A 13,756-nucleotide genomic window follows, 5' to 3' on the forward strand; every position below is an offset into this window, starting at 1 on the left:
CACCATCTGGGATCCACTCCTCTTTTCTTCAACTAGTCGTTTCATCGAAATGACGTCTCTATCTGAAAAGCGAAAAGAAGAGTGCTGGCTAAGCCAGCACTCCTTGCGACTGCCCGTCGCACAAAAGCCTGAGACAAGTGTCTCAGGCTCATTGAGGGTTTCACTCCGCTCTACTTTAGGCGGACGGTTTCACAGAGAAGGGGTTTTTGCATTTTATGGTTTTGTCCTGTAAAAGCTCAAGCAACTGTATCCTGCAGATGGCACCACCCTGCGCTCTCCTCATACCAGTAATGAATACCGCTTCTTCAATTTCTTGCATTTTATGCCAATCTCAATTTTATTTTACAAACCGCATTTCAATTGAGCATTACAATTTGTACAAGTGTTGCAGCCGCCAATTTCTTTAACCGTTCCTTTGCGGCAGACAGGGCAGGTATTGCCCAGTTCAGATCCGATCGTGACATTCGTGGACCGCAAGTCCTGAATCGTATCAACAAGCACAACGTTCTGCTTTGTCTTTTGAGTTGATTCATTCATATTGTTTTCTTCTGCTTTTAGCGTGAGCACCTGCGAATCACGGCTTCCATCTACATAAACCGTACCGCCTTTTGCTCCGCCTTTATAGAGTCTCTCATATACACTTTCTACCTGTTCTACGGCGTAGCCCTTCGGAGCATTCACTGTTTTTGAAATTGAACTGTCAATCCACCTTTGAATTACACATTGTGTATCAGCATGCGCTTCAGGAGCCAGTTCCATTGCTGTAACAAAAAAATCCGGCAGATTATTTTCCGAAGCAGAAGGATTGAGTTCCAGGTATTCACGGACGATATCTGCTTTTACTTCAATGAACTTGCCGAGTCGTCCGCTTCTGTAATAGGTGAATGAGAAGTATGGCTCAAGCCCTGTTGAAACACCAACCATGGTACCTGTACTTCCTGTCGGTGCAACAGTTAACAGATGAGAGTTTCTTATGCCGTACTCGCGTATCCCCTCTTTAATATCCTCAGGCATTTTCTTCATAAAGCCTGTTTCTGTAAAAGCATTTCTTAAATGTACTGTTTCTTCAGAAGTTGCTCCTTCAAGGAATGGGAATGCTCCACGCTCTTTAGCGAGTTCAATAGAGGTACGGTAAGCCGTCACAGCAATTGTTTCAAAAATTTCATCTACCAGTTTATTGCCTTCTTCTGAGCCATATTCTTTCTCGCAATAAATCAACAAGTCGGCAAGTCCCATAACACCAAGGCCTACTCTTCTTTCCCCAAGTGCCTGCGTTTGATTTTCCTCAAGAAAATAAGGAGTGGCATCAATGACATTGTCCTGCATTCGAACACCAATCTCGACTGTTTTCTTCAGCTTGTCAAATTGTACCTTCCTGGCTTTTTTATCAGCAAACTCAGCAAGGTTTACAGCTGCCAGGTTGCAGACTGAATAAGGCGCAAGCGGCTGCTCGCCGCAAGGATTTGTTGCAACGACCTGTTGACCGTAGCTTTTGGCATTTGTCATGTCGTTGGCATTATCGATAAAGAAAATTCCAGGCTCGGCAGAATACGTTGCACAGATATTAATTAGATTCCACAGCTCTTTCGCTTTAATTGTGCGGTACGTTCGGACCGCATTTCCTGCTTCTTCCCATTTACGCACATCTCCAACTTCATGCCAGGAATCATTGTATGCAGTCATTTGTTCTTTTGAATAGGATTCCACGTCAGGAAATCTAAGTGCATATTCTTCATCCTTATCCACTGCCTGCATAAAGTCATCTGTTAAACAGATGGAAATATTTGCTCCTGTAAGGAATTCAGGATTATGAACAGAATAAGTACCGCCAGTTGCCAGCTTTTCTTCTGCATCTTCGATGATTTTTTCATTAAATCCGCCAAATCCAGGAATCCCTTTATAGTTTACGATGCTCTGATACATGCCGACTTCCTGCTCAGTCAAGGGGGTAAACTTTAATTTTTCCTGTGCAATTTTCTTTATAAACTCATCCTCAGTTGTTTCAAGAAGAAAGCGAAGGATGCGGGGATTTTGCATTTTAGAAATAATAAATTCAATGATATCCGGATGCCAGTCTGAGAGCATGATCATTTGAGCTCCTCTTCTGGAGCCGCCCTGCTCTACCAAATGTGTTAATTTCGCGATGTCATCCAGCCATGATACTGAACCAGAGGATTTGCCATTAACTCCTCGTGCCAGTGTATTTCTTGGACGGAGTGTGGAACCATTTGTACCAACACCTCCACCGCGGCTCATTATTTCCATTACCTGCTTCCGGTGATCAGAGATGCCTTCTCTCGAATCTTTCACAAATGGCATAACGTAGCAATTAAAGAACGTAACATCCGTTTTTGCCCCTGCTCCGTACAGCACTCTTCCCGCGGGAACAAAATGTAGGCTGGATAATTCATTATAAAATTCTTTGGTCCATTTTATGCGGTCCTCCTCTGTTTTTTCAACAGAAGCAAGCCCAGTTGCATTTCGCAGGGCAATTTGCTCATAGAAGATTTCAAGCGGTTTTTCTATTACATCCAGCGACCGTACCACGATGCCCGTTTCGATTTCTTTTGGCGTATCCAGAGAGTTTCTAAACTCTTCTTCAATTAGAACATTTGCTTCTCTTTTTTCGGAGTTGATACTTTGTATGTATCCCAATCCTCTGGCAGGAAATTTTGGATCTTCACGAATTGTGAGCACAACAAAATCACCCGTTCGCAGTGATTTTTTTTCCGTATCCTTAAAGGCATAACGGTCGAGCATGACCAGACGCGAAACCCCTTTATGAGTAATTTTCATATCCGGAGTAATTGGGTGAACCGGGTCGAATTTTGCAATATCCTGATTTAATTGTTCTATATTTAGTTCTGTATGCTGAGTAGATAACGAGGTCATCGTTCTATCCCCTTCCATAAGATAATGATTGATTGTAGTGTACTCTTTTTTAAAAGAAAACACAACATATAGTACTTTCGAAATTTATTCTCATACTATATATAGTTTTTTCAGTCAATTAAAAAATAAATGTCAAATCGAAAAATACTTGATATTAAAAGAAAACAGCAGGTCTAACAGGTAATTTAGGAAAAATCAGCTTATTTTGGTCTATTTCAAGACTTGCAATTTACGACAAAGTTTTCTTGAAGATATTCATCTTAAAAAAACAAAAAAAACGAGCGAACTTGCCCGTTTTTTATTAATTATGACCCTCGTACATTTTTAATTTAAGATCAGCCTCTGAAAATTATAATTACCTTTTAAAATTCCATTCGTCATTATTATACCGTCTTGTCATGATCTCATTAACGTATTCAAGCTCTTCCTGATTTAATGCATACTCTTCCAGGTTTATTGATAACCCTTTTTCAAAACCATGCCGAAATGCTTCTTTAGCTTGTTCAAGCGTTACGGGGCTGTCAGCCATCTGGTTAATCGCAACGGCTTTTTTCTTAAATGCCTGCTGCATTCTTTCTTTCACGCGTTCACTTGGATAGTGAAACAGATTGAATAATTTTTCTTCGTCAATGTCGAGCAGGATTGAGCCATGCTGAAGTATGACGCCTTTTTGTCTCGTTTGAGCACTTCCTGCCACTTTTTTTCCTTCAACCACCAATTCATACCACGAAGGTGCATCAAAACAGACCGAGCTTCTTGGATTTTTAAGCTGATTTTTCTCATCCGCTGTCTTTGGTACAGAAAAATAAGCATCCAGACCCAAGTCGCGAAAACCATGTAAAATCCCTTCGGAAATAACCCGGTAGGCCTCGGTAACTGTTTGGGGCATGGCAGGATGTTCTTCACTAACAATTACACTATAGGTCAGTTCATGTTCGTGTAAAACTCCTCTGCCACCTGTTGGCCGTCTGACAAATCCAAGACCATGCCTGGCAACCTCGTCCATATTAATTTCTTTTTGGACATTTTGAAAATAACCAATTGACAGAGTGGCGGGATTCCATCCATAGAAACGAATGGTTGGCGGGATCTTCCCTTCACTGTGCCAGTCCAGCAGCGCTTCATCCAGCGCCATGTTGAAGCCCGGTGAAGCGTTTCCTGAATCAATAAATCTCCAAGTTTCCATCACACATCTCTCAATTCTTTTAAATTATGTCGATTTTAGTCTAACAGAAGAAGAAACTTTTTCAAAGAGCCGCGTTTTACAATAATTTTCTTTGAACTTCCGGCAAATGCACCCTATAATAAAAGGAGTGTTATAAATAGAAAGGGGTCAAAGAGTTGGAATCACTTTATGTCTTAATTGGTGTATTAGTTGCGATCATACTATACTCAACTTACACATATTTTCGTCAGAAACGCATTTTAAAACCCTTAACAGAGGAAGAGTTTAAGAGCGGCTATCGCAAGGCTCAGCTGATTGATATCCGGGAACAGCGGGAATACGATGGCGGTCATATACTGGGGGCACGAAACATCCCTCTTTCCCAGCTTAAAATGAGAATCGGTGAAATCCGTCCTGATAAACCGGTTTATCTCTATTGTCAAAACGGCATGAGAAGCGGACGCGCCGCTCAGCTTCTTCACAAAAAAGGAGTAAAGGACCTTTATCAGCTTAAAGGCGGCTTTAAAAAGTGGACAGGCAAAATTAAACGGAAATAATTCCTATATCACTTCCTGTATTTATACAAGACTCGCTTGAATAGGATTAATTCAACTATATTTTATAAAATGACAGCAAAAAGATCCAAAGATTACTCTTTGGATCTTTTTTTAGTGGGAGGATGTTATACTTCCACTGTTTCTTTTTTAATATAGCGAAGAACCGGCTGCCGCGCTGCTTTTGTTTCATCCAGACGTCCGATAATCGTTGTATGCGGAGCATTTTGAACGACTTCCGGTGAATCTTCTACTTCCTTGGCAATTTGGATCATTGCGTCTATGAATGCGTCAAGTGTTTCTTTTGATTCAGTTTCGGTTGGCTCAATCATCATGCACTCTTCGACATTTAACGGAAAGTAAATAGTCGGAGGGTGGTATCCGAAATCAAGCAGGCGCTTTGCAATATCCAGCGTTCGCACACCCAGCTTTTTCTGGCGTTTCCCGCTCAATACAAACTCATGCTTGCAATGACGATCAAATGGCAGATCAAAATGTGGAGCAAGTCTCCTCATCATGTAATTCGCGTTTAGTACTGCATACTCACTTACAGCCTTCAATCCATCGGGTCCCATGGTACGGATGTAAGTATAAGCACGGACGTTTATACCAAAGTTGCCGTAAAATGGCTTTACTCTGCCAATTGAATCAGGACGATTGTAGTCGAAGTCATAAAGATCCCCGTTTTTAACTAAGATCGGCTTAGGAAGATAAGGAATTAAATCTTTCTTTACTCCCACTGGTCCTGAACCGGGACCGCCTCCGCCATGCGGGCCTGTAAATGTTTTATGAAGATTTAAGTGGACCACATCAAAGCCCATATCCCCAGGACGCGCCTTAGAAAGCACAGCATTTAAATTCGCACCGTCATAATACAGTTTCCCGCCTGCTTCATGAATAATTGAAGCCATTTCCAGGATATTTTCCTCGAACAATCCAAGTGTATTCGGATTCGTCAGCATAAGTGCCGCAGTGTCCTCTCCAACAACCCGCTTTAAATCCTCAAGGTCCACTAAACCTTGATTGTCGGACTTCACTGTAATCGTATCAAAGCCTGCTACTGTTGCTGAAGCAGGATTGGTTCCGTGGGCTGAATCCGGTACAATGACTTTTGTTCGTTTAAAGTCGCCATTTGCTTCATGAAATGCCCGGATCATCATCAAACCGGTCCATTCTCCGTGAGCTCCTGCTGCCGGTTGAAGTGTTACCTCATCCATGCCTGTAATTTCAATCAGGTGCTGCTGCAAATCATACATTAATTCCATAGCCCCCTGAACAGATGAGGCTTCCTGCAAAGGATGAATATGAGCAAATCCTGCGTACCTCGCCACAGATTCATTTACCTTCGGATTGTATTTCATCGTACATGATCCAAGCGGATAAAAGCCTGAATCCACTCCATGATTTCGCTTAGATAATGCGGTATAGTGCCGCATTATATCAAGTTCTGCCACTTCAGGCAGTTCCGGAGCCCTTTCACGAATAAACCCTTTCGGTGCCAGTGAGTCAATGTCTACGTCCGGTACATCAAGCGGTGTTAAGCTGTATCCCGTTCGACCATCTTTTGATAATTCAAAAATAAGCGGCTGATCTTTTTTATGCATATTGAATCAGCTCCTTTACAAAGGTATCGATATCATCTTTTGTGCGCTGTTCCGTTACAGCTACAAGCATCTGATTTTTACGGTTTTCATAGTCTCGGCCTACATCATATCCTGCAATAATTCCTTTTTGTAAAAGCGCCTCATTAACTTCTTTTATCGGCCGGTTTAATTTAATGACAAATTCATTGAATGTATAGCCTTCTTCTGCAAGCTGAATACCGGCTGATACAAGCTGCTGTTTTGCATAATGAGCTTTTTTAAAGTTCTGTTGTGCAATTTCTGCAACTCCTCTTTTGCCAAGGGCTGTCATGGCAACAGAGGCAGCAAGTGCATTAAGAGCCTGATTGGAACAAATGTTAGACGTTGCTTTATCCCGTCTGATGTGCTGCTCTCTAGCCTGAAGCGTCAAAACATATCCTCTTTGTCCTTCATCATCTGTCGTTTCCCCTACTAAGCGGCCGGGTACTTTCCTCATCAGTTTTTTTGTAACAGCAAAATAACCGCAGTGAGGTCCGCCAAATGCTTGAGGCAGGCCGAATGGCTGTGCATCTCCAACAACAATATCTGCTCCGAATTGTCCAGGCGGCGTTAAAGCACCGAGGGAAAGCGGATTGGAAGACACTACAAACATCGATTTTGTACTATGGGTAATGGCCTCAATTTCGTCCAGACGTTCGATCTGCCCAAAGAAATTTGGATACTGGACCATTACAGCTGCCACTTCATCTGTCAGCATTTCTTTTAATTTTTCGAGGTCGGTTACACCATTTTTCTGAGGAACCGTTACAACTTCAATATGCTGTCCCGCTGCATATGTTTTGAGCACCGCTCTTGATTCCGGATTTACGGCTTCAGAAACGAGCACCTTCTTCCTTCTCGTCTGTCCTGCCGAAAGCATGGCCGCTTCTGCAAAAGAAGTACCACCATCGTACATTGACGAGTTTGCTACTTCCATCCCCGTCAGCTCACAGATCATGGTCTGATATTCAAAAATCGCCTGCAGCTCGCCTTGTGATATTTCAGGCTGATAAGGGGTATAAGCCGTGTAAAATTCCGAACGTGAAATAACATGATCTACAATAGCAGGAGAATAGTGATCGTATACACCAGCCCCTAAAAATGAAATATATTGTTTTGTATCAGCATTTTTTGCCGCCATGTTTAAAAGTTCTCTTGTCAGGGCAGTTTCAGATTTGGCCGGCTTGATGTTTAAATCTCCCTGAAAACGAACCTTTTCGGGTATATCTGAAAAAAGATCATTTATATTTTCAACGCCAACTGCTTCAAGCATTTTTTTTTGGTCCTGATCCGTCATTGGCAAATAACGATGATTCATAATTGTCCTCCTTCATAAATCCTATTTTCTTTTGTAAAAAGGTGTTTTTACGATTTCAGCTTTTACTTTTTTCCCTCTTATTTCAACCAGTACTTCATTTCCGATAGAAGCATATTCCTTTTTAAGTAACACATGGCCAATATTCTTTTTTAAAGTCGGCGACTGCGTCCCTGTTGTGACAAAGCCGATTTCTTCTTCTCCGGAAAATACCGGATAACCATGACGGGGGATTCCCCGTTCCACCATTTCAATGCCCACTAATTTTCTCGGTGCCCCATTTTCTTTTTGATTTCTAAGAACATTTTGCCCAATAAATGGAGTTTCCTTTTCAGTTCTAACAGCAAAACCAATTCCTGCTTCAACAGGAGTAATTTCTGCTGTCAGCTCCTGACCGTACAATGCGAGCTTGGCTTCAAATCGAAGTGTATCTCTCGCTCCAAGACCGCATGGAATAAGTCCTTCTTTCTTGCCTTCTTCTAGGATTTCTTTCCATAGAACAGGAGCATGATCCGCCTGGCAATAAAGTTCAAAGCCGTCTTCACCCGTGTAGCCTGTTCGGGAAACCAAAGCAGAGACACCTTTAATATGAACATCATTTTGAAAATGAAAAAATGGAATTTGGGATAAGTTCGTTTCTGTCATTTGCTGCAAAATGGCTTCAGCTTTTGGACCTTGTATAGCCAGCTGGGCAATTTTTGGCGAAATATCGGTAACCTGAACTTCTTCATTTACGTGTTTTTGGAGCCAGGCAGCATCTTTGTCAATATTGGATGCATTAATGACAAGAAGATAGTGGTCATCTTTCAGCTTGTAAACCAGCAAATCGTCAACAGTGCCACCATTTTCATAACACATCGCGGTATAAAGCGCTTCATTATTTTTCAGTTTTGAAAGATCATTTGTCATCATTTTTTGTAAGTATTGAAGGCTGTCTTTCCCTCTCACATCGACTTCACCCATATGAGAAACGTCAAATAATCCTGCTTTCGTTCTGACCGCTTCATGTTCTTCTTTAATACTTGAGAATTGAACCGGCAGAGCCCATCCTCCAAAATCAATGGTTTTACCGCCTGACTCTTTGTAAAGGTCAAATAAAGGTGTTTTCTTCAATGATGCAGTCACTTAATTGCTCCCTCCATTATTGTTTGCTGTTATGTATGCAAAAAAAGACAGGGCATCCCCATATAAATTAGGGATCCCTGTCCTTTCACCTGAAAGTTTACCAAAATTCGGCTGTCCTCTTTGGTGGTTTCATTACGAAACACTCTCCAGAGTTGCGTCCAGCAGGAGTCTTTTTGCCTGAGAGATTCACATGCATGCTTGCTCCTTCGGCGTCCTTTATAAAAAGGATCTCTCCCCCTGCTTTCATTCGCTCATATTTTCTTAACTTATGGGCATACTATGAACAACAAACAAAGTTTTGTAATGAAATGTTCGGTTTTTATTTTATTTTTTCTAATGAATCCCCTTTATCCTATCATTTATTTTGTTTTTTAGGCAATGTTTTTTTATTCAGAATATAAAAGATTCGTTTTTAAGCGAATTTATAAAAAGCTACCACACTTGAAAGGTTTGATAAATATGAATCATTCACTTCATTTTCAGGATTCAAATTGGCCAACCTCATTTTTATCCTGGCTGGACTCATCACAGCATTCCTTAAATTCTTCTTTACTGATGCATTCTATGGCTACAAGAAAAGAAGAATACCTTTATCCTGAAAAAACACTTGGCTGCTTAAAAGAACTTGATCATTTAACTTTACATCCCCATCAGCTTGATGCTGCCAAAAAGGTTGTATTTGAAATGGGCGGAAGAGCACTTTTAGCAGATGAAGTTGGTTTAGGCAAAACGATCGAAGCTGGTTTAATTTTAAAAGAATATATGTACCGGGGACACGTAAAGTCCGTCTTGATCTTAGTACCGGCTTCTCTTGGAGGACAATGGCAAAGTGAATTATTTGTTCACTTTGGAATTAATAGTATTGTGCATAAAGGAAAAAAAGAATGGCGATCATCTCCTGTAACCATCGCAACCATCGATTTGCTAAAACGCCCGCCTCTGCGTGAACAAATTGAAGAGCACCATTATGATATGGTCATCGTGGATGAAGCACATAAACTAACGAATCCAAAAACGCTGAACTATCAATTTATTCATTCTTTATCAAAGAGTTACTGTTTATTTCTAACTGCTACCCCAATTCAAAATAAATCAGAGGATCTATATCACTTATCTTCTCTTCTTCGGCCGGGGCTTCTGGGATCCTTACAGGAGTATAGAGAAGGCTGTAAAGATGAGAAAGAAAAATTAGTCATTAAAAAGAAGCTGGATGATTTTATGATACGAACCCGGAGGAAAGAAACTGATATTTCGTGGACAAAGCGTTCTATTCATATAGAGTGGATTGAACAGCTTCCCTATGAAAAAAAATTGTATAACTCAATTGAGCAATTCTATCGAAGTCAAAAAGAAATGAATATGCACGCCTTCTCTCACATCACCCTCCTCAAGCAGGGATGCAGTTCAATTATTGCCCTTTTAAAAGCTTTGAACAGAGAGCAGAATAAAGAAATCAGCAGCCAGCTGGGAATAAATTTAGACGTTACTCCTGATCAACTGATCACAGCAAAAGCTCAGCGAATTTTAGCCTTTATCCAGAATACAGAAGAAAAAGTAATCGTCTTCACTCAATATAGAGCAACACAGCTCTACTTAAGCTGGTTTCTTAAGCAGCACAATATTACTTCTGTTCCTTTCAGAGGTGGCTTTAAAAAAGGAAAAAAACAGTGGATGACCGATTTATTCCGCGAAAAAGCGCAGGTATTAATTGCGACTGAAGCCGGTTCAGAGGGATTAAACCTTCAATTTTGCAAATATATGATCCATGCCGATATTCCGTGGAATCCCATGAAGCTTGAACAAAGAATCGGACGTATACACAGAATTGGGCAAAAAGAAGATGTGGAAATATACTACCTTTTAAACAAAGACACGATTGAAGAACGGATCTGGCATGTATTGCAGGAAAAAGTTTCACTATTCCAATATATCATTGGTGAACACGACGATTTACTTTCTTCGACTACCAAAAAAGAAATAAACCGCTATCTTGAAGACGCTTTGCTTCACTCACGTTCAGAAAAAGAAATGAGATTGAAATTAAATCAGCTGGAACATTTTTATGAATTATCATCCGAAAAGGAGCAGTCATAATGTCTAACGCACTTCATTGGGAGCTTGTACACGAATTTTTAGATTACAAAGGAGTTCAGGTTACCAAAGGCCCTTCTCAATCTATGGTTCATTTAAATGAAGAACTGGACCGGAAGTTTATGAACCGGCCTTTTTACTGGCATTATCGTGATGCCACTAATCAGGCCGGTGAACCCATGACCATCTCTATATTAAAAAATGACGGGAGCTCGCCTCCGCCAAATTCTATAGTAGCCACACCGCTGAATCCGATTTTCAAGCAGCTGGTGGAGGCCGCTCATCTTGAAACACGTATGTTTAAAGGATATGAAACCGCAGAGTCGGCAACCTCTCATTACGCACCGCTTTATCCTTGGATTATTATTCAGGGTTTATTTACAATGGATCCTCCAGGAGCCCCCTCTTACTGGAGGGAAGCAGCAGTCTCCTTAACAACAGGGAGTATAAAAATCGGGGAAAATCTTTTTGACTACAAGTCATTAAAAGGTACGCTTCCCGACGGACATGTCACAATGTCCCCAATTGTACAGTTTGAAAGAGCGATTCAAAAAAGCCTGACTGAACTCGAAAGTACAGGCAAGACATTGTTTTCAAAAGAAATTTCTGAAGCAAGAGGGCTGAAGGATAAAATGATTCCGTTTTTAAACCAGCTTAAAGAAAAAAAAGATCTGAGAGAATATGAACATCTTTCAGCACTCTATGAACCCAAAATCAGATTTGACTATCCAATTGGCGGCCTTGTTTATGCAAGGAATAATTAAGAGTGCTGGCCTATCTTTTTCAAAATGTTAAAAATCGTTTCTTCAACGTCACAATGAGTTGAAACGCTTATCTCAGCCGCCCGCTGGAAATTAGTATGCCGCTCCATAAAGATTTTTTCCAGCTGATCTTTCGTACTGCGAACCGCAACCGGCCTGTTTGTATCCTGAGCAATGCGTTCATGCAAAACAGAAAATGGTGCGTGAAGATAAATGACTGTGCCATTTTCTTTCATCCAGGATAGTGTGTCTTCAAAGTAAAGAACTCCACCTCCCGTCGCAATTACCTTTTCCCCTTTTATTTCTTTAAGAGATTCAGATTCTTTTTCCCGAAAATACCGTTCTCCCTTTGACGAAAACAGTTCAGGGATTGTCATTTCTTCAGCAATCTCTATCGTCTTGTCCAGATCGATAAATTCCCTTGTCAGCTTATGAGCCAGTTTAGCTCCGATTGTCGATTTGCCTGCTCCCATAAAACCGATTAAAAATAAATGCTGATTCTTTTTCATTTTTAAACCTCCAAACAGCGTGCAATTTCCACTTTAATGAACTTGAGTAGTAGAACTGCTTTCTACTGATCTTATCCTTTTTACCTTATTTAATTCAACCATTGCTTCCTTCTTGTAGTATCCGCTGATTTTTTCGTAGTGAGTAATTTGCGAAATGCAGGTGGCTGAAATTCCTCCGCCGATAAATAAAACGGTGGCGAACAGGAGAATTGCAGGCAGCATCAGACTGCCGGATTGGCCTTTAATAATGGTCCATAAATCTGCCTTCTCTTTGCTTCTCATTTAAAAATTTTACCTCCAATCCGATCATTGCGTCCGAGGACGAGAAAGACAGTTCCTTTATTGAGGTTAAATAAACCTCGTGTCCTGTTCCGTTCACCTGACGCCTCAGCAGAGAACCATAGAGAGAGAACACAATCGTGTCCCCCTCCTTACTTTTTAACGTCAGTCTTTTTGGTTCAATCTTCTCAACATCGTGCAGCATGACTTCATTCCGAAATTGGATAGAAAACAAGTCCCATTCTTTATGAATAGATTCTTCTAGTTGATGATTTACAGAATAAAGATTTGCATATAGTAAAGGCATCAGCGCCGCAATGATAGTGAGAACGGCCAGACATAGAACTGCCTCCACAAGAGTAAAGCCCGCGTTATCCTTATTGAATACACGTTTCAGACAACGAAGACGATCGATTTTCATACCTTATACAAATCCTTTCATTTTCTGTCCAAGTTGTGGTATAAACGATACCGTCTCTATGGATATTTTCCTGGTAATCACCAGTGTACTGAATACTTTGTAATTGCTCTGTAAGAATAACCCAGGAAGCAGCTTTTCTTTTAGACTCATCCACTTTCATTACAGAGTGTGATAAAACAGGGATAATTGCAGCACAAAGAAAGACAATACATCCCAAAGAAACAATGGCTTCATAAACAGCAAAACCCCTATCACCCTTCAGCAATATAAAACCTCCCCCTGCCGAGAAAATAGTGAACACTGTAAGGATTACCGTTAACAGAAAAACGCAGCGAACCGAATGTATTTGTACTGCCGGAGGGTAAAAATTTAAATGCAGGCAGGGTTGTGGTATCCAATATTTTAATAGAATCCGGCAGCTCTCTTTTCGCTAGATACTTTTCCTGGGAACCGGAGCCTTTTAAGATATAGTAATAAGAGGTGTGAGGATAAAAATAGAGGCTTACATATTCTCCGCTCGTTAATGCAGTCAGCTGAGCATCGTGTAAATCCTGGGACAGCTGCTCTTTAAACAGTCTTTCTTCTTTTATCTGCATCGATTTGTATACAAAAGATCCACACACTGAAACCAGCACGGTCATCACCAGCAAAACGACCATCAGTTCAACCATCGTGAAGCCTTTATTGTGCAGCTTCAACAATCGCCACTTCCCCGGTACTTTTAATTTCAAGTGTTCTGCCGTCCGGGCAAGTCGTTTCATCTTCTCTCAGATATCCTTCTGTCTGCAGCGCTTCAATAGAGGCAGGCAGTGTATTGTTCGTTAACCGATAGGACTCTACCTGTGCCTGCACCATCTGCTCAAAAGCCTGACACCCTTTCCCGTTTATGGAACTGCTTTGAGAAGAAATATTAGGTAAACTCACTACCAGTAATATAGAAATAACTAATAAAACAATGACCATTTCAATTAAAGTAAAACCCCGGTTATTTTTCAATGCGTTCGTTAATTTCTTTTTCATTT

General features: G+C 40.9%; 15 protein-coding genes and 2 riboswitches. Of the genes, 4 read left to right on the forward strand and 11 right to left on the reverse strand.

The window, feature by feature from the left end:
• A partial coding sequence (locus tag ACQCT8_RS05300; protein WP_426869151.1) for a hypothetical protein occupies positions 1–232 on the forward strand: 232 nt, incomplete at its 5' end.
• Positions 233–342: 110 nt separating this feature from the next.
• On the opposite strand, the gene ACQCT8_RS05305 is transcribed toward ACQCT8_RS05300, so the two are convergent.
• Positions 343–2,892 (reverse strand): vitamin B12-dependent ribonucleotide reductase, encoded by a 2,550-nt coding sequence (locus ACQCT8_RS05305; protein WP_426869153.1) that lies wholly within the window; start codon positions 2,890–2,892, stop codon positions 343–345.
• Positions 2,893–3,247: 355 nt separating this feature from the next.
• The gene (locus tag ACQCT8_RS05310; RefSeq protein ID WP_426869155.1) at positions 3,248–4,078 is read right to left on the reverse strand and encodes a lipoate--protein ligase family protein; all 831 of its coding nucleotides are present in this window, start codon (positions 4,076–4,078) and stop codon (positions 3,248–3,250) included.
• A 155-nt stretch (positions 4,079–4,233) separates the two neighbouring features.
• Between ACQCT8_RS05310 and ACQCT8_RS05315 the strand changes: the two genes are divergently transcribed.
• Positions 4,234–4,614, forward strand: coding sequence for a rhodanese-like domain-containing protein (locus ACQCT8_RS05315; protein WP_278239475.1), 381 nt, complete (start codon positions 4,234–4,236; stop codon positions 4,612–4,614).
• 125 nt (positions 4,615–4,739) lie between these two features.
• Here ACQCT8_RS05315 and gcvPB read toward each other — a convergent pair whose 3' ends face one another.
• Genes gcvPB through gcvT form a run of 3 tightly spaced genes read right to left on the reverse strand, consistent with a single transcriptional unit; the run spans position 4,740 to position 8,673 of the window.
• On the reverse strand, positions 4,740–6,215 hold the full coding sequence (gene gcvPB, locus ACQCT8_RS05320; RefSeq protein ID WP_426869157.1) for an aminomethyl-transferring glycine dehydrogenase subunit GcvPB: 1,476 nt from the start codon (positions 6,213–6,215) through the stop codon (positions 4,740–4,742).
• Complete coding sequence (gene gcvPA, locus ACQCT8_RS05325) at positions 6,208–7,551, reverse strand: aminomethyl-transferring glycine dehydrogenase subunit GcvPA (RefSeq protein ID WP_426869160.1); 1,344 nt, start codon at positions 7,549–7,551, stop codon at positions 6,208–6,210. The genes gcvPB and gcvPA overlap by 8 nt, the downstream gene beginning before the upstream one ends.
• A 21-nt stretch (positions 7,552–7,572) precedes the next feature.
• Entirely contained in the window at positions 7,573–8,673 is a 1,101-nt protein-coding gene (gene gcvT / locus ACQCT8_RS05330) for a glycine cleavage system aminomethyltransferase GcvT (protein ID WP_426869162.1), read from the reverse strand.
• Positions 8,674–8,748: 75 nt separating this feature from the next.
• A riboswitch (glycine riboswitch) is annotated at positions 8,749–8,825 on the reverse strand.
• Positions 8,826–8,828: 3 nt separating this feature from the next.
• Positions 8,829–8,920, reverse strand: a riboswitch (glycine riboswitch).
• Between the two features lie 212 nt (positions 8,921–9,132).
• Between gcvT and ACQCT8_RS05335 the strand changes: the two genes are divergently transcribed.
• Complete coding sequence (locus ACQCT8_RS05335; RefSeq protein WP_426869164.1) at positions 9,133–10,767, forward strand: DEAD/DEAH box helicase; 1,635 nt, start codon at positions 9,133–9,135, stop codon at positions 10,765–10,767.
• Positions 10,767–11,528, forward strand: coding sequence for a YqhG family protein (locus tag ACQCT8_RS05340; protein ID WP_426869166.1), 762 nt, complete (start codon positions 10,767–10,769; stop codon positions 11,526–11,528). Before ACQCT8_RS05335 ends, ACQCT8_RS05340 begins: the two co-directional genes overlap by 1 nt.
• On the opposite strand, the gene ACQCT8_RS05345 is transcribed toward ACQCT8_RS05340, so the two are convergent.
• From ACQCT8_RS05345 to comGC, 6 genes are read right to left on the reverse strand one after another with little or no spacing between them, the layout of a single operon-like run.
• Complete coding sequence (locus tag ACQCT8_RS05345; protein ID WP_426869168.1) at positions 11,525–12,034, reverse strand: shikimate kinase; 510 nt, start codon at positions 12,032–12,034, stop codon at positions 11,525–11,527. The genes ACQCT8_RS05340 and ACQCT8_RS05345 overlap by 4 nt on opposite strands.
• A gap of 33 nt (positions 12,035–12,067) precedes the next feature.
• Complete coding sequence (locus ACQCT8_RS05350) at positions 12,068–12,316, reverse strand: hypothetical protein (RefSeq protein WP_426869170.1); 249 nt, start codon at positions 12,314–12,316, stop codon at positions 12,068–12,070.
• The gene (gene comGF, locus ACQCT8_RS05355; RefSeq protein WP_426869171.1) at positions 12,276–12,734 is read right to left on the reverse strand and encodes a competence type IV pilus minor pilin ComGF; all 459 of its coding nucleotides are present in this window, start codon (positions 12,732–12,734) and stop codon (positions 12,276–12,278) included. The genes ACQCT8_RS05350 and comGF overlap by 41 nt, the downstream gene beginning before the upstream one ends.
• Positions 12,691–12,999: a hypothetical protein gene (locus tag ACQCT8_RS05360; protein ID WP_426869173.1), complete on the reverse strand. Its 309-nt coding sequence runs from the start codon at positions 12,997–12,999 to the stop codon at positions 12,691–12,693. The genes comGF and ACQCT8_RS05360 overlap by 44 nt, the downstream gene beginning before the upstream one ends.
• A complete protein-coding gene (gene comGD, locus ACQCT8_RS05365) occupies positions 12,986–13,432 on the reverse strand; it encodes a competence type IV pilus minor pilin ComGD (RefSeq protein ID WP_426869175.1) in 447 nt (148 codons plus the stop codon). The genes ACQCT8_RS05360 and comGD overlap by 14 nt, the downstream gene beginning before the upstream one ends.
• The gene (gene comGC, locus ACQCT8_RS05370) at positions 13,416–13,754 is read right to left on the reverse strand and encodes a competence type IV pilus major pilin ComGC (protein WP_426869177.1); all 339 of its coding nucleotides are present in this window, start codon (positions 13,752–13,754) and stop codon (positions 13,416–13,418) included. Before comGC ends, comGD begins: the two co-directional genes overlap by 17 nt.
• Positions 13,755–13,756 lie beyond the last annotated feature (2 nt).

It is taken from the genome of Jeotgalibacillus proteolyticus, assembly GCF_050107735.1.
Classification (GTDB): Bacteria; Bacillota; Bacilli; order Bacillales; family Jeotgalibacillaceae; genus Jeotgalibacillus; species Jeotgalibacillus proteolyticus_A.

Coding starts and splice junctions, on each gene's coding strand:
- ACQCT8_RS05305 (WP_426869153.1), bottom strand. CDS start 2,892: ATGACCTCGTTATCTACTCAGCATACAGAACTAAATATAGAACAATTA.
- ACQCT8_RS05335 (WP_426869164.1), top strand. CDS start 9,133: ATGAATCATTCACTTCATTTTCAGGATTCAAATTGGCCAACCTCATTT.
- ACQCT8_RS05350 (WP_426869170.1), bottom strand. CDS start 12,316: ATGAGAAGCAAAGAGAAGGCAGATTTATGGACCATTATTAAAGGCCAA.
- gcvPB (WP_426869157.1), bottom strand. CDS start 6,215: ATGCATAAAAAAGATCAGCCGCTTATTTTTGAATTATCAAAAGATGGT.
- ACQCT8_RS05340 (WP_426869166.1), top strand. CDS start 10,767: ATGTCTAACGCACTTCATTGGGAGCTTGTACACGAATTTTTAGATTAC.
- comGC (WP_426869177.1), bottom strand. CDS start 13,754: ATGAAAAAGAAATTAACGAACGCATTGAAAAATAACCGGGGTTTTACT.
- comGF (WP_426869171.1), bottom strand. CDS start 12,734: ATGAAAATCGATCGTCTTCGTTGTCTGAAACGTGTATTCAATAAGGAT.
- gcvPA (WP_426869160.1), bottom strand. CDS start 7,551: ATGAATCATCGTTATTTGCCAATGACGGATCAGGACCAAAAAAAAATG.
- ACQCT8_RS05310 (WP_426869155.1), bottom strand. CDS start 4,078: ATGGAAACTTGGAGATTTATTGATTCAGGAAACGCTTCACCGGGCTTC.
- ACQCT8_RS05345 (WP_426869168.1), bottom strand. CDS start 12,034: ATGAAAAAGAATCAGCATTTATTTTTAATCGGTTTTATGGGAGCAGGC.